The 15156-nt window shown below is 66.7% G+C and carries 15 protein-coding genes and 1 pseudogene; 6 read left to right on the top strand and 10 right to left on the bottom strand.

Going from position 1 to position 15156, the window contains the following annotated elements; translation table 11 throughout:
• Positions 1–284, bottom strand: a pseudogene (locus tag ABIS05_RS19395) (isocitrate lyase); the annotation flags it as partial.
• A 251-nt stretch (positions 285–535) separates the two neighbouring features.
• Between ABIS05_RS19395 and ABIS05_RS19390 the strand changes: the two are divergent.
• Positions 536–1087, top strand: coding sequence for a GNAT family N-acetyltransferase (locus tag ABIS05_RS19390; RefSeq protein WP_348012595.1), 552 nt, complete (start codon positions 536–538; stop codon positions 1085–1087).
• Between the two features lie 39 nt (positions 1088–1126).
• Positions 1127–1270 carry a hypothetical protein gene (locus ABIS05_RS19385; RefSeq protein ID WP_348012594.1) on the top strand — a complete coding sequence of 48 codons (144 nt, stop codon included), beginning with the start codon at positions 1127–1129 and terminating at the stop codon, positions 1268–1270.
• A gap of 36 nt (positions 1271–1306) precedes the next feature.
• On the opposite strand, the gene ABIS05_RS19380 is transcribed toward ABIS05_RS19385, so the two are convergent.
• From ABIS05_RS19380 to queG, 6 genes are all read right to left on the bottom strand, one after another.
• On the bottom strand, positions 1307–1909 hold the full coding sequence (locus ABIS05_RS19380; protein WP_348012593.1) for a MarC family protein: 603 nt from the start codon (positions 1907–1909) through the stop codon (positions 1307–1309).
• Positions 1910–1933: 24 nt separating this feature from the next.
• Positions 1934–4291 (bottom strand): TonB-dependent receptor, encoded by a 2358-nt coding sequence (locus ABIS05_RS19375; protein ID WP_348012592.1) that lies wholly within the window; start codon positions 4289–4291, stop codon positions 1934–1936.
• Positions 4292–4448: 157 nt separating this feature from the next.
• Positions 4449–5324, bottom strand: a complete 876-nt coding sequence (gene xerD, locus ABIS05_RS19370) for a site-specific tyrosine recombinase XerD (protein ID WP_348012591.1) — start codon at positions 5322–5324, stop codon at positions 4449–4451.
• Between the two features lie 69 nt (positions 5325–5393).
• Positions 5394–5987 (bottom strand): chalcone isomerase family protein, encoded by a 594-nt coding sequence (locus ABIS05_RS19365; RefSeq protein WP_348012590.1) that lies wholly within the window; start codon positions 5985–5987, stop codon positions 5394–5396.
• Between the two features lie 311 nt (positions 5988–6298).
• Positions 6299–7582 carry an NYN domain-containing protein gene (locus ABIS05_RS19360; protein WP_348012589.1) on the bottom strand — a complete coding sequence of 428 codons (1284 nt, stop codon included), beginning with the start codon at positions 7580–7582 and terminating at the stop codon, positions 6299–6301.
• A gap of 46 nt (positions 7583–7628) precedes the next feature.
• Entirely contained in the window at positions 7629–8720 is a 1092-nt protein-coding gene (gene queG / locus ABIS05_RS19355; protein ID WP_348012588.1) for a tRNA epoxyqueuosine(34) reductase QueG, read from the bottom strand.
• 33 nt (positions 8721–8753) lie between these two features.
• On the opposite strand from queG, the gene tsaE reads away from it, so the two are divergent.
• On the top strand, positions 8754–9188 hold the full coding sequence (gene tsaE / locus ABIS05_RS19350; protein WP_348012587.1) for a tRNA (adenosine(37)-N6)-threonylcarbamoyltransferase complex ATPase subunit type 1 TsaE: 435 nt from the start codon (positions 8754–8756) through the stop codon (positions 9186–9188).
• Entirely contained in the window at positions 9185–10567 is a 1383-nt protein-coding gene (locus tag ABIS05_RS19345; RefSeq protein WP_348012586.1) for an N-acetylmuramoyl-L-alanine amidase, read from the top strand. Before tsaE ends, ABIS05_RS19345 begins: the two co-directional genes overlap by 4 nt.
• Before the next feature lie 4 nt (positions 10568–10571).
• Here the strand turns inward: ABIS05_RS19345 and ABIS05_RS19340 are convergent, their stop codons facing one another.
• The gene (locus tag ABIS05_RS19340; protein ID WP_348012585.1) at positions 10572–11255 is read right to left on the bottom strand and encodes a phytanoyl-CoA dioxygenase family protein; all 684 of its coding nucleotides are present in this window, start codon (positions 11253–11255) and stop codon (positions 10572–10574) included.
• A 91-nt stretch (positions 11256–11346) separates the two neighbouring features.
• On the opposite strand from ABIS05_RS19340, the gene ABIS05_RS19335 reads away from it, so the two are divergent.
• Both ABIS05_RS19335 and ABIS05_RS19330 read left to right on the top strand, forming a co-directional pair.
• Complete coding sequence (locus ABIS05_RS19335) at positions 11347–12177, top strand: EAL domain-containing protein (protein ID WP_348012584.1); 831 nt, start codon at positions 11347–11349, stop codon at positions 12175–12177.
• Positions 12178–12415: 238 nt separating this feature from the next.
• On the top strand, positions 12416–13162 hold the full coding sequence (locus ABIS05_RS19330; protein ID WP_348012583.1) for a PEP-CTERM sorting domain-containing protein: 747 nt from the start codon (positions 12416–12418) through the stop codon (positions 13160–13162).
• A 100-nt stretch (positions 13163–13262) separates the two neighbouring features.
• On the opposite strand, the gene ABIS05_RS19325 is transcribed toward ABIS05_RS19330, so the two are convergent.
• A complete protein-coding gene (locus ABIS05_RS19325) occupies positions 13263–13463 on the bottom strand; it encodes a YbdD/YjiX family protein (RefSeq protein ID WP_348012582.1) in 201 nt (66 codons plus the stop codon).
• A partial coding sequence (locus ABIS05_RS19320) for a carbon starvation CstA family protein (protein ID WP_348012581.1) occupies positions 13456–15156 on the bottom strand: 1701 nt, incomplete at its 5' end. The genes ABIS05_RS19320 and ABIS05_RS19325, both read right to left, overlap by 8 nt.

Genomic DNA, 15156 nt, shown 5'->3' with positions numbered 1-15156 from the left:
ACTTGCCAGCCCGACAGGTAGATCGCCTTCAGCCCGGCCTTGACCTGCTGCATGGCCTGGTTGCCGGTCAGCGCGCCCAGCGCGTTGACGAAAGGCTCGGTGTTGACGAGGCCCCAGAGCTTCTCGGCGCCGCGCTTGGCCAGCGTGTGCTCGATCTCGATGGAGCCGCGCAGGCGCACCACGTCGGCGGCGCCGTAGCCGCGGGTGATGCCCTTCCAGCGGGGGTTCTCGGCCCAGTCTTTTTCAAGGGCTGCAATCTGTTGTTCACGGGTCGGGCGGGTCATGAAGGCTCCTGGCTAAACATCGAAAACCGATGACGCAAGACTAGGCCCTCTCGGGCTCGTTGTGTAAGACCAAGTCTTATACAAGACAAAATTCTTTATTTATACAAATCAACATGTTGCATTTGATTTTTCAAATCACAAAATTCAATTCACCATAATGAGAAATATTGCGGCAGCGCAACACGGGCGGATTTCATGATTTGAAAAGTGACTTTCGAATCGTGAGAGCGGCCCGATTCAGAATTGCCACCATGACCTTGCTGATCACCCCCAGGCTGCGGCTTGAGCCGCTGGATGACCGCCATTTCGATGCGCTGTACCGCCTGAACAGCGACCCAGTCGTGATGCGCTACATCACCGGCCGGCCCGACACGCCTGCGGACACGCAGGCCATGATCGACCGCGTCAAGGCCCGCTGGGCCGAGTTCGGCTACTCCTGGTGGGCTTTCGTCAAGCAGGACGACGGCGACCTGATCGGCACCGGCTGCATTCAGCACCTCAACCGAGACCCGGCCGGCCCGCTGGAGACCGGCTGGCGGCTGCGGCAGGACGCCTGGGGCCAGGGCTTCGCCAGCGAGGCGGCCCGGCACATGGTGGGCTGGGCCTTCCGCACGTTGAAGCCCGAACTTGTCTGCGCCGTCTGCCAGCCCGACAACACGCCCTCCTCCGCCGTCATGGAAAAGATCGGCATGCGCTTCGTCGGCAACGGCCGTTGGTACGACATGGATTGCAGGCGCTACGACATCACGGCCGAGCAATGGAGCGCGTCTTCAGCCAAGGAAAAGTACGACGCTGAGGCATAGTCTGACCTTCCCTTTTTTATCCCCTTGCACGGAGGACTCATGGCAAACAGCGAACAACGCGGCAACAAGATGACCAAGAAGCCCAAGAAGGACAGCGCGCCCATCAAGGCGGCGGGAGGCTCGGACCGTCCGGTCCCGCCGATGACGTCCGTGCTGCCCAAGGGCAAGGAAGCCAAGCTCTAGGGCAAGTGATGCCCGCGTCGGCGGGTCGACCGAGCGTCAGAGCCCGCCGATGAAGTAGCGCTTCAGCCCCGCCAGCACCATCTCCACGGCGATGGCGGTCAGCACCAGGCCCATCAGCTTCTCGATGGCCGACACGACCGAATCGCCCAGCAGCTTGCGGATGCGGTCGGCCATCATCAGCACGAGGCCCGAGACCAGCAGCGCCGCGCTGAGTGCGCCTATCCACTCGTAGATGCGGTCTGGCTGGCGGGATGCCAGCAGCAGCACGGTGGCCATGGCCGACGGCCCGGCAAGCAGCGGCACGGCGAGCGGAAAGATCAGCGGCTCCTTGCCGGGCTCCAGCCCGTAGACGGACTCACCCGAGCTGCCGAAGATCATGCGGATGGCGATGATCATCAGGATGACACCGCCGGCCACCTCCAGCGAGCGCTCCGACAAGTGCATCACGCGCAGAAATCCTTCGCCCAAAAACATGAAGGCGAACAGCACGCAGAAGGCGATGCCCACTTCGCGCAGCGCCACGCGCGTGCGGCGCTCCTTGGGCACCGCACGCATGATGGGGATGAAGACGGGCAGGCTGCCGAGCGGGTCGAGCACCAGCAGCAGCAGGATCAGGGCCGAGAGGAAACTGTGGTCCATCGGCCCGGATTGTCAGTGCCTCTCTTAGAACCGGTAGTGCGCCCGCGCGAAGTAGGAGGCGCCGTTCAGGCCGAACTGCACGCTGTCGTAGCGGAAGCCGTTGTCGGTCTGGTTGGGGTCCTGGCCCGTCGGTTTGACGTTGAAGACATTGTTGCCACCCATGCTGAGCTTGAGCGCCGGCGTGGCCTGCCAGGTCAGCCCCAAGTCCATCGAGGTCTTGGGCTTGTATTGCAGATACACCCCTTCGTCGAAGCTGCCCTGCGTCTGGCTGCCGAAGTGGATGACCTTGGCCTCGCCCGTCCAGGCACCCTGGCTGTACTCGAAGCCCAGCGTGGCCTTGGCACGCGGGCCGCCTTGTTCGAGGAACAGGCGTTCGCGCTCGGACAGCAGCACGTCTTCAAAGCCCTTCAGCGAGGCCGGTGCGTTGACGCCCGTCACCGTCGTGCGGCTGATGTTCAGCGCCAGGAAGGTGGCGAGTTGGCCCGCGCCGAGCTTTGTGCGATTGGAGACCGTCAGGTCCAGGCCACGGGTGCGCGTGTTGACCGAGTTGACGAAGAACTGCGCCTGACCCACGCCCAGGCCTTGCAGGATGGTGCCCAGCGCCGGGTAGTTGTCGGCATCGAAGCGGCCCGACAGCACGATGCGGTCCTTGATCTTGATCTCGTAGAGGTCGGCCGTGATGGCGGTGTCTGTGCTGGGCTTGACGGTGAAGCCGAGGGTGAAGTTCTTTGACTTCTCCTGCTTCAGCGACGGCACGCCGGCCGCATTGGCGACTGTGCTGCCGTTGGGGGCAAGCACCACGTCGAGCGGCTGGCCGGCAATGAAGTCGGTGAAGGTCGACGAGAAGTAGAGCTGCTGCAGGCTGGGCGCGCGGAAGCCCGTGCTGGCGGAGCCGCGCAGCAGCAGTTCCTTGCTGAGCTTGTAGCTGCCGGACAACTTGGCCGTCGTCGTCGAGCCGAAGTCGCTGTAGTGCTCGCCACGGACGGCTGCGTCGAGCGTCAGATTCGGCGTCAGGCTCGCTTCCCAGTCGAGGTAGAGGGCCTGACTGTTGCGGCTGCGCTTGGTGGCGTCCGACGGGAAGAAGCCCGGGAAGCCCTGGCTGCCGGCATAGCCGCCGAAGCCAACGCCGTCGGCGTCGACATAGGAGCCCGGCTCGCCCGCGACGATGTTGTACTTTTCCTTGCGGTACTCGGCGCCGAAGGCGATGTTGCTGCCGCCGAGCAGGTCGGGGAAGAAGCGGCTGACGTCGAAGTTGGTCGTCGCCTGGCTGAAGCCGAAGCCGCCCGCGTCGAAGCTCGTTGGGCTGATGCCTTTACCACCCGCCAACAGGTCCTTGTTGGCGATGGAGGCGTTCATCGTGTGGTTGATGTTGTAGCGCAGCTTGTTGCTGCCGTAGGTCTGCGACAGGTCAGTGTCCCAACCGGCGACGGACGACTTCCAGCCGACGATGAGGTAGCGGTCTTCGATCTTGCCGTCGATGAAGGGCACGTAGCCGTCGGGATACATGGCTGCGGAATTGCGGCTGGGAATGTCTTCGGAACCCACGCCCTCGCGCGCCCAGGCGCCAGATGAGGCGTCGCGGTTCTGCGCGCCGGCCGTGACGTAGAACTTGTTATCACCGGCGATCGGGAACTCGCCGTTCAGATAGACCGTTTTGTTCTTGACCTGGGTGTCGCCGATGGTGCGCAGGCTGCCGGGGTCGGCGCGGTTGGAGCGGCCGCGGTCCTGCCATTCACCGGTGATGCCCAGCGTGCCGCCGCCGAGCTTGACGCCGCAGTAGGCGGAGGCGAGGTAGTTCTTGCCGTCGCCGGCCGAATACTGGCCGTAGCCGGCCACCGCCTCGCAGCCGGCCTTCTTCTTCAGCTGGATGTTGATGACGCCGGCAATCGCGTCGGAGCCGTACTGCGCCGCCGCGCCGTCGCGCAGCACCTGCACGTTGTCGATGGCCAGCAGCGGCAGGGAGTTCATGTCCGTGCCCGTCGTGCCGCGGTTGCGCGCGCCGAAGATGTTGACCAGGGAGACCGTGTGGCGGCGCTTGCCGTTGACGAGCACCAGCGTCTGGTCAGAGCCCAGGCCGCGCAGCGCGGCGGAGTCGATCAGGTCGGCGCCGTCCGCGCCCGTCTGGCGCGTCGAGTTGAAGGACGGCGACAGGTATTGCAGCGACTGCGCCAGGTCGAATTGACCACCACCCTCGGCCACCTTGCCCATCGAGTAGATGTCGACCGGCACGAGCGTGTCGGTGCTGGACGCGGCGGGCAGGGTCTTGCGTGAACCGACGACGGTGATGCGCTCGAGGCTGCTGGCCTCCTGAGCGATGGCAGCGGCGGAGCCGAAGAGGCTGAGGGCGGCGAGAGCGGTCGGCAGCAGGCGGATAGCGTGCATGGGGGAAATTCCTTGGTGAGGTGCGATGGCGGCGGATTTTTGCCCGCCGCAGCCCCGCCGCGCGCCCAGCTGTTGTGGCTCGCCGACAGGTTTGCAACCAATGAAACTTTCGAATCCCTCGTGGTACGCAGCGACGAGTTCGCGGGCCTTTAACGGCTCATCCGCGAGGATGGTGCATGGCGTGCAATGCCTTGAGGCGCTCCCGCGCCACATGGGTGTAGATCTGCGTCGTCGACAGGTCGGCATGCCCCAAAAGCAGCTGCACAGCGCGCAGGTCCGCACCATGGTTGAGCAGGTGCGTGGCGAAGGCGTGGCGCAGCGTGTGCGGCGACAGCGGCACCGTGATGCCGGCCACCAGCGCGTGTCGCTTGATCAGGGTCCAGAACATCTGCCGTGTCATGCCCGCGCCGCGGGCGGTGACGAAAAGGTCGTCGCTGCTCTGGCCGGCCAGGATCTCGGCGCGGGCCTCACGCAGGTAGCGCGCCATCCAGTCAGCCGCATGCTCGCCGAAGGGCACCAGGCGGGCCTTGTTGCCCTTGCCGGTCACATGCAGCACGGCGTCCTTGAAGGCGACGTGTGCGCCCTTGAGCGTGACGAGCTCGCTCACACGCAAGCCGCTGGCATACATCAGCTCCAGCATCGCCCGGTCGCGCAGGCCGAGGGGCGTGTTCACGTCCGGCGCGGCCAGCAATGCGCTCACCTGCGCCTCGCTGAGCAGCTTGATGTTGCGGTGCTGGGCCTTGGCGGCGGTCAGCTTCAGCGTCGGGTCCGCCGCGAGGCGGCCTTCGCGCAGCGCCCAGCGGAAGTAGCGCTTGATGGCCGACAGCCGCCGGTTGGCGCTGCTCGACTTGCCGCCCGCCTTGGCAACGGCGAGCTTGAGCAGATCGTGTTCCGTGCAACTGTCCAGCGAGCGTGGCGCGATCAGCGCTGCCAGCGCGGTCAGGTCGCGCCGGTAGGCCGCCTGCGTGTTGGCGCTCAGGCCGTCTTCCAGCCAGAGCGCCTCGATGAAGGTCTCAATCGCAGGGTCAGTCAAGGCTCAACTTCGGACTGCGCGGCCACGCCCATGGTGTCTGTCTCCGTTGGTTTCGGTCGCGGGTCGAGGCTAGCCCGGCTGGCCCAGCAATCCGGTGCGCAGCCGGGCATCGCTGTTGTGCTCGCCGATGAAGACCTTGAGGAAGGCGGCATAGAAGTCCTGGCCCTCGATGGGCTTGCCGTAGACCTTGCCATTGACGGTCAGCACCGTCCCTTGGGCCGGCAAGTAGTCGATGACGAGCAGGTCGCCCTTCTTCACGCGGCCGACCTCACTGATGGCCGCGTTGAACTGCTTCACGCGCTCGTCCAACGCCGCCTTCTCGGCCTCGGTGGAGTTGCGGCTGACGCCCTTGTTGATGGCCTTGACGAACTCCTGCGTGGACACGTCCTTCACCAGCGGGATGACGATGCGCATCTCCAGCCGCTTGGGGCCGCTCTGGGCATAGATGGCCTCGGGCGCCGACGTCTTCTGCGGCAGATAGAGCGCGGCCAGGTAGAGCGAATAGATGGCCACCTTGCGACTGCCCGTGCCGTTCAGCGCCAGCGTGCTGCCGCCGACCTGCAGCGTGTCGGCGAAGTCCTGACCTTCATAGCGCACGGCCAGCGCGGGAGTGGCCAGACCGGCGGCGAGTGTCATCAGCAAGGCACGGCGAAGCAAGGACATGCAAGGGGCTCCAACAACGAGGCTGCCACGATAGCGCAGCAGGTCCACCGACCGTTGACTGCCGCTGTAGGACTTGAGGCAAGGCTGAACAATTCCCTCGCGCGCAGCGCATCCCTGCTTTGGGCGGCCTGCGGCGTTGCAAGCCTTGCAGGCCGCGCCAGGCCAGAGGCCTGGCCCTTCGGCAGGCACAAGCGGCGCGCCGCTTGTGTCCGGCCTCAGCCTCGCCATAGCCAGCTATGGCTGCGGCTTGTGCCTTGCACGCCATCCCAAATCAGGGCGCGCTGCATCGCGGGGACTTGTTCAGCGTCGCCTTAGCCGGCCTGCACGTCGGCCGCGCCCACCCAGTGCCGGATCTGCTCCGCCTCCGCCGCCGTGAGCAGCTTCTGCTCGCGCTCGCAGAGAAACAGCATTTGGTGCAGCAGGCGCTCCGCCAGGGTCTGCGGGTCGTCGCGGCCCTGGCCGAAGACATGGCCGTTCAACTGCATGCCGCGCACGAAGAAGGCCACGTCGCGGCGCCGCACGCGCAGGCCGGCGTCGGTCAGGCAGCGGTCGCTGACGCGCTGCGCCGTTGCGGCCAGGTCGAACGGCGCCCCGGCCAGTTCCGCCAACTCGGCGGCGAGCGTGGCGATGACTTGTCGCAAATGCGCGGGCGCCAGCATCGGTGCGCCCGTCAGCATGCATACCTCCCGGATCAGCGCGAAGCTGCCGTCCACGCCCGCCCACGGGGAATCAGCGTCCTGCTCGGGCGCCGCGTCGCCTACGTCATGCCGGCTGGCGTCCAGCAAGCGGCCACCGGACCCACTGAGCCACACCACGCGCGACAGGCCGAGCGAACGGAAGAAGGCCTTGAAGGTGCCGCAGCCGTTCCAGTTCTCCATGATGGCGGGGTGCTCCTGGCGCAGGTGCGCGGCCAGCCTGGCGGCGGTCACGGCCTGGGGCGACTCCTCCAGCGTGGCCCAGATGCGCGTTGCGATGTCCGCCAGCTCCGCAGCCGTCGCCGGCCGGGCAACGACTGCAGCAGGCGGCCCGGGTTCAACGGCAGGCATCTCGGCGGCTTGGACCTCGGCAGCGGCTGGCCCCAAGCCCAGCGCCTCGCGCACAAACACCCGCTCGTCGATCATCAGGTCGGCCGACGCTTGATAGGCCGCCGACGGGAAGCCGATGGCCAGCACCGTGGTGCGGCGGTCGAAGCGGCGCAGTTTGCGCAGCACGGGCGTGAAGTCGGCGTCCGCCGAGAAGACGATGAACTCGTCGTAGTGAACCTCGTGCTGGAGCAGCTCGACGACGTCCAGCACCATGTGGATGTCGGTGCTGGTCTTGCCCTGCTGCGTCACCGGCGGGCAGTCGACGATCTCGAAGCCGGCGCGCAGGAAGGCGTGGCGGTAGTTCTGGTACCAGTTGGGGTTGAGGTAGCAACGGCGCACCAGCAGCCGCCGGCGCGCGCCGGGCTCGTGCGGCTCGGGCAAGGCCAGCGAGGCCATCAGCCAATTCAGCCATTCGGTCGGGCGGCTGGCAAAGCGCTCGGCGGCTTCCGGCTGCAGCTGGCGCAACTGCGAAAACACGTTGTCGAAGTCGACGAAGAGAGCGCTCTTCATGGCTGGGGGTCCTGCGGAAGACGGGCGCGCAGCGTACCCGAGGCGATCACGCCAGCGCCCAGGCGATGTGCTCGCGCACCAGTTCGTCGGCGCCCGCCTCGGCGCGCTGCAGGGCGGCGCGCAGCTCGGCATGCTCGGCTTTATGCAGCGCGTTGCCAGCCGCCACGGCCAGGTTGCGCTGCCAACGCGCAAAGCCGATGCGCCGGATGGCCGAGCCCTCGGTGCGGCGCAGGAACTCGGCTTCGTCCCAACCCAGCAGCGCGGCGATGGGCTCGCCGACCATGCCGGGGCGCACGTCGAAATCGGCCAGCACGGCTCCTTTAGCGAACTTGTTCCAGGGGCAGGCCAGTTGGCAGTCGTCGCAGCCGTAGACGCGATTGCCGATCAGTGGCCGCAGCTCGACCGGTATGGGTCCGTCGTGCTCGATGGTCAGGTAGGAGATGCAGCGCCGCGCGTCAACGCGGTAGGGCGCGGTGATGGCCGCCGTCGGGCACACGTCGATGCAGGCCGTGCACTCGCCGCAGTGCGCGCTAACGGCCTCGGTCAGCGGCAGCGCCAGGTCGACGAACAACTCGCCGAGAAAGAACATCGAGCCGGCCTCGCGGTGCAGCGTCAGCGTGTGCTTGCCGCGCCAGCCCAGGCCCGAGCGCGTGGCCAGCTCCACCTCCAGCACCGGCGCCGAGTCGGTGAACACGCGGTAGCCCAGCGGGCCGACCTCGGCGGCCAGCTTGTCGGCGAGCTTTTGCAGGCGCTGGCGCAGCACCTTGTGATAGTCCCGACCCCGGGCGTAGATCGACACCTGCGCCTGCTCGGGCTTGCTCAGGCCCGACCATTCGACCGCCTGCCAGCCCGCGTCGGTGCCGAGTTTGGTCGTGCGGGGCAGATAGTCCATGCGCGCCGTGATGACCCGCAGCGTGCCCGGCACCAACTCTGCCGGCCGCGCGCGCATCAGGCCGTGGGCGGCCATGTAGTGCATGCGGCCGTGGTGGCCGGCGTCCAGCCAGGCCTGCAGGCCGGGCTCGGCGCTGCTGAGATCCACATCGGCCACGGCGATCTGTGAAAATCCCAGCTCATGCGCCCAGCCGCGCAAACTGGTCAACAGTGCGGCGGCATCGACAGTGGACGGGAACTCTTGCATTTGCCTGCGATTTTAGAAACTGAACTCCTTTGGGTGGACGAGACTGCGGCGCAAGCCACCGCCGAACGCCTGGCGGTGGCGCTGCTCCCCTCCCCTGACGCGCTCATCGAGCTGCACGGGCCGCTGGGCGCCGGCAAGACGACCTTCACACGCCTGCTGCTGCGGGCGCTGGGCGTGGAGGGCCGCATCAAGAGCCCGAGCTATGCCGTCATGGAGAGCTATGAACTGCCCGGCGCAGGCGTGGCCAGCCACTTCGACTTCTACCGCTTCGGCGACCCGCGCGAGTGGGAGGACGCCGGCTTTCGCGACGTCTTCGCCGCGCCCGGCCTCAAGCTCTGCGAATGGCCCGAGAAGGCCGCCGGGCAGTTGCCGCCGGCCGACCTGCAACTCTTCATCGAACTGCTGCCCGACGACAGCCGCCGTGTGCGCGTGGTGGGTGGAGCGCGACTCGTCGAGGCCCTGACATGAAGCGCCGCACCTCCCTCGGCCTCCTCGCCCTGCTGCTGAAGGCCCCCGACACGTTGGCGGCAAGCAGCCAGGCCAGCATCGTCGCCGTGCGCGTCTGGCCTGCGGCCGACTACACGCGCGTCACCATCGAGTCCGACCGGCCGCTGGTGGCCCGGCACTTCCTCGTCGACTCGCCCTACCGCCTCGTCATCGACATCGACGGCCTGACGCTGAGCGCCGACCTGCGCGAGCTGATCGGCAAGGTCAAGGCCGACGACCCCTACATCGCCGGCGTGCGCGTGGGCCAGAACACGCCCACCGTCATGCGCCTCGTGCTGGACCTAAAGCAGCCCGCCGCGCCGCAGGTCTTCACCCTCGCGCCGGTGGCGGCCTACAAGCACCGGCTGGTGCTGGACCTGCACCCCAAGGTCGAGGCCGACCCGCTGCTCGCGCTGGTACAGGCGCACGACAAGCCGCCCGCCGCCGCCCGCCGCGCCGAGGCTGCGGCGAGCGCCGTCAACGACGCGCTGGAGGAGCTGATCCAGAAGATCGAGCGCCCTGCGGTGCCGCCCGTACCGCCGGTGGTGGCCGCGCCGCCGCCGGTTGCCGCCGCACCCAAACCCGCACCGGCGCCCGAGCCCAAGCCAGCCGCTGCCGCTGCCGCTGCCGCAGCCGTGGATAGCCTCATCGTCATCGCGCTGGACCCCGGCCATGGCGGCGAAGACCCCGGCGCCGTCGGCCCCTCGGGCTTGAAGGAAAAGGATGTCGTGCTGGCCGTGGGCCTCAAGCTGCGCGAGCTCCTGCAGTCCAACCCCAACATCCGCGTGCTGATGACACGTGACGCCGACTTCTTCGTGCCGCTGCACGACCGCGTTCGCAAGGCCCGGCGCGTGCAGGCCGACCTGTTCGTCTCCATCCACGCCGACGCCTTCTTCACGCCGCAGGCACGCGGCGCCTCGGTGTTCGTGCTCAGCGACGGCGCGGCCACCAGCGCCGCCGCGCGCTGGATGGCCAACAAGGAGAACGCGGCCGACATGGTGGGCGGCGTCAATGCCGGCGCGGCCACCAAGGACGCCAACGTGCTGCGCGCGCTCCTCGACATGAGCACCACGGCCCAGATCAAGGACAGCCTCAAGCTCGGCGGCGAGGTGCTTGGGCAGATCGGCAAGATCGGTAAGCTGCACAAGGCGCACGTGGAGCAAGCCGGCTTTGCCGTGCTGAAGGCGCCTGACATCCCGAGCATCCTGGTCGAGACGGCCTTCATCTCCAACCCCGGGGAAGAGAAGAAGTTGCGCGACCCGGCTTATCAGGACGAGCTGGTGGACGCGCTGGCGACGGGCATCGCCAAGTATTTTGCGAAGAACCCGCCGATGGCGAGGAAGCGCAGCACGACGCTGTGAGGGCTCAGATGGCCGAATGCCATCGCAGCCCGTACCGCAACTCGCGTGGCCCGAACAGGAAGTGCAGCACGCGCCGTCGCCCCGTCGGCGCCGTCGCCTTGGACGACGCATGCAGCGCCAGCGGCCGCATCAGCAGCGCATCGCCGGCCAGCGCGTCCACTGCCACCTCGCCTGCCTGCTCGCGCCAGCCGCGCACCGCAGACTCGTCAAGCACACCGCCTCGATGCGAGCCCGGCACGAAGCGCATGCCGCCATCGGCTTGCGTCGCATCGTCCAGATGCACACGCAGCGCCACCATCTCCGCCAACACCTCTGCCGGTGCCAACACGAAATGCCGGCCGCCCTTGACCGACCAACCACTCAGTGCCGCATGCCCGACTCGTTCGGCGACGGGGATCGTCAGGTCCTGATGCGGCACGACGAGCCAGTTGCGGTCGGGCGACTTCTCAAACAGCGTGCATTGCACCGCCGCCGCACCGGCTGGCATCACATCGCGCAGCTGCGGTAATTCCGCCAGCCACCGCGCCAGCGCCTGACACCAAGGCCAGTCCAGCAGCTCGCGCTGCCCCGCCGAACCGGGTGGCAGCGTGGCGAGTTCAGCGATCAGCGCCTGCCGGCGTTCGGGCGCCAGCAGGCCAGGCATCAGGCGAAAGCCTTCAGGCAAGGCGTCGTCGTTCAGAACCGGCATGGGCCGGCGTTTTACCACTGGGTCAAGGCATCAAACCGCCCACGTCGCAGAATGGCGCTGTCCGCATGACGCCCATTCGCAGAGACCGGAAATGACCACGAGCCAGCCACAACCGTCCGACTTCATCCCCCTCACCAGTGACACGCCGGACGACTGCGGCGGCTGCGGCGATGCGGAGCGGCTGGGCTTCCAGTTCGACTACGCCTACCAACCCATCGTCGACCTGGCCAGCCGCAGCGTCTACGCGCACGAAGCTCTGGTGCGCGGGCCGCAGGGCGAAGGTGCGATGTGGGTGCTGGACCAGGTCAACGAGGCCAATCGCTACCGTTTCGACCAGGCTTGCCGTGTCAAGGCCATCAAGACGGCGGCCCAGCTCGGCGTGGCGGAACGGGTTTCCATCAACTTTCTGCCCAAGGCGGTCTACAAGCCGGAGGTGTGCATTCGCACCACGCTGGAAGCGGCGCGCGCGCATGGCTTCCCGACCGAACGCATCATCTTCGAGGTGACCGAGGGCGAGCGCGTGGAGGACGGGCCCTGGCTGGCGACCATCCTGCGTGAGTACCAGCGCTGCGGCTTCCTGACTGCCATCGACGATTTCGGCGCCGGCTATGCGGGCCTGACGCTGCTGGCTGATTTCCAGCCCGACATCATCAAGCTCGACATGTCGCTGGTGCGGGGCGTGGACGCCAGCGCCTCGCGCCAGGCCATCACGCGTGGCATGGTGCGCATCTGCCAGGAGCTGGGCATCCGGGTCATCGCTGAAGGCGTGGAGACCGTCAGCGAGCGCGACTTCTTCCTCAGCGAGGGTGTGACGCTGATGCAGGGCTACTTGTTCGCGCGGCCAGCCTTCCGCCAGCACGTGCAGGCAGACGCCATTGCCTGGCCCGACGCCACCGGCGTCGCTCTAGTTCCCGTGCGATGACCGCAGCCTCGCGCGCTTACGGCGCGCGTGAAGAACAGCCAGTTACAGCGAACGTGCAGCGCGCGATGCACGTTTTTCTGTCTCGAACCTGTCGAAAACATTTACAAAACCTCGACAAGTTCCAGAAGAATTTCTGTAACGCATTGATTTATTTGAATAAATACAAAAGGCATGATTGTTGCTAACTGTGTCATCGGATGATTCTTCATCCGCAGGATGGACAACAAAGGAGACTCTCATGCAGATCAATTTCCGCCGCCTCGGCGCGAAATCCTTGTTCCTTGCGACCGCGCTTGTCGTAACGATGAGCGCGCAAGCAGATGCCACGATCACCGCAATCTTCGGCTCGGGCGTCGGCGACAACGGCTGGACCGCTCAGACTGACGCGGGCGTCACTCTGGCGTTGCGCGCCCGAGAGCGCTTCCCCATGCCGACCAATAACGTGCCCAGCAACGGCGCCGGAACGTACACATTCGGCGACACCACCGCCTACTCGCTGTACGGGTACAACAACCTGGCGTCCTGGAACTTCGATTTCTCGATCAATTCGGGCACCGCCTCGGTCAATGGCTATACCTATATGCTCGGCATCGATACCGATTCGAGCCTGGGCATGAACTTCACGTCATTCGACCCGCTCGCCGTGTTCAACGACAACTCGTTCGGCAACGCCGGCACGACGCAAGGCAACGGCACGGATGCCACGGCAGCCACCAAGGCCGGCCTGGCCGCCGCGAACAGCCTCGCCCAGAACTCCGAAAACTTCGGATGGCTCAACGCCGCGTTTGATCCCACGGTCGATGGCACCTACTCCATCTACCTGGCGGCTTTCGACCAAGCCGGCCGGCAAGTGACGCGCAGCGACATCACGGTGGTTGTGGGCGACGGTGGCGCTACGGTGCCAGAACCGGCTTCCCTCGCCCTCATCGGCGTCGCCGCGCTCGGCATGGCAGCAGCGGGCCGCCGCCGTTCTACCAAGGTCTGATGTTGCAGGGCTGTTCCACCCAGGAACAGCTCAAAGCAGACGCTCCTATCGAGATGCCGCTCAGTTCAATCTGAGCGGCATTTTTCTTGATGGTTTCAGTTCAGCAGCACTTCCCGACCCGCGCGCTGTAGCGCGCCGCCTGCCTCTCCCTGAAGAACTCTTCGTAGCTCATCGCCGCCCGCTCCGGGTGCGTGGCCTGGTGGTGGGCCAGGTAGGTGCCGTAGTCCGGCACGCCCACCATCAGGCGCAGGCCCTGCGCGAGGTAGCGACCGGCGCGGGACAGGTCGCCAAGTTCAAGCATGCTGGCCCACCGGCAGGCGCACGAAGGCCGTTTCCTGCGCCGTGACCCTGGCCGTGCCGCGCGCCGCGCGGATGGCCTTGACGCTGTAGACCAGTACGCTGATGACGACGCCCATGAACAGCAGGCACAGCGCCGCGTCCAGCCGGTCGTTGAAGACGACGCGCGACATCGCGTCCAGTGTCTTGGCCGGCGCCAGCACCTTGCCGTCGGCAATCGCCGTGGCGTATTTGTCGGCGTGCGCTAGGAAGCCCAGCTTGGGATCGGCCGAGAAGATCTTCAGCCAGCCAGCCGTCATCGTGCAGACCAGCAGCCAGGCGGCCGGCACGGCCGTGACCCAGGCGTAGCGGTCCTTCTTCATCTTGAAGATGACGACGGTGCCGAGCATCAGCGCGACGGCGGCCAGCATCTGGTTGCCGATGCCGAACAGCGGCCACAGCGTATTGATGCCGCCCAGCGGGTCGACGACGCCCTGGTAGAGGAAGTAGCCCCAGGTCGCCACACACAGGCCGGTGGCGATGAAGTTGGCGACCCAGCTCTCGGTGCGCTTCATGGAGGGCACGAAGCTGCCGAGCAGGTCCTGCAGCATGAAGCGGCCGGCGCGTGTGCCGGCGTCCACGGCGGTCAGGATGAAGAGGGCCTCGAACAGGATGGCGAAGTGGTACCAGAAGGCCATCAGCGCCTTGCCGCCCACGACCTGGTGCAGGATCTCGGCCATGCCCACGGCCAGCGTCGGCGCGCCGCCGGCACGAGCCAGGATGGTCTTCTCGCCGACGTCGGCTGCGGCCTGCGTCAGCATCTCGGGCGTGACGACAAAGCCCCAGGTCGACAGCGTCTGCGCCACGGTCGCGGCATCCTTGCCGACCACCGCCGCCGGGCTGTTCATCGCAAAGTAGCCCCCCGGCTCGATGCACGAGGCCGCCACCAGCGCCATCACCGCGACGAAGCTCTCGGCCAGCATGCCGCCGTAGCCGATGTAGCGAGCGTGGATCTCGTTCTCCAGCAGCTTGGGCGTGGTGCCTGACGAGATCAGCGCATGGAAGCCCGACACCGCGCCGCAGGCGATGGTGATGAACAGGAAGGGGAACAGGCTGCCCGCCCAGACGGGGCCACCGCCTGACGCGAACTGCGTCAGCGCCGGCATCTTCAGCGGCGGCGCGACGATGACGATGCCGATGGCCAGCGCAATGATGGTGCCTATCTTCAGGAAGGTGCTGAGGTAGTCGCGCGGCGCCAGCAGCAGCCACACGGGGATGCTCGCGGCGACAAAGCCGTAGCCGATCAGCGCCCAGACCAGCGTCGTCGGCTCCAGCGTGAAGATGGGCGCCAGCGTCGCGCTCTCGCTGACCCACTGGCCGCCGAAGATGGCCGCCATCAGCAGCACGAAGCCGATGACCGACACCTCGCCGATGCGGCCCGGGCGGATGAAGCGCAGGTAGACGCCCATGAACAGGGCGATCGGGATGGTCAGGCCGACCGAGTAGACGCCCCAGGCGGATTCGCCCAGCGCGTTGACGACGACCAGGGCAAGGATGGCAACGATGATGACCATGATGGCCAGGGTCGCGATCAGTGCGGCCGTGCCGCCAATGACGCCGAGTTCCTCACGGGCCATCTGTCCCAGCGAGCGTCCTCCCCGGCGCATCGAGAAGAACATGACCAGGTAGTCCTGGACCGCACCGGCCAGCACCACGCC

This window comes from Roseateles sp. (assembly GCF_039929605.1).
Classification (GTDB): domain Bacteria; phylum Pseudomonadota; class Gammaproteobacteria; order Burkholderiales; family Burkholderiaceae_C; genus Pelomonas.
This window is presented reverse-complemented; position numbering and strand designations above follow the sequence as displayed.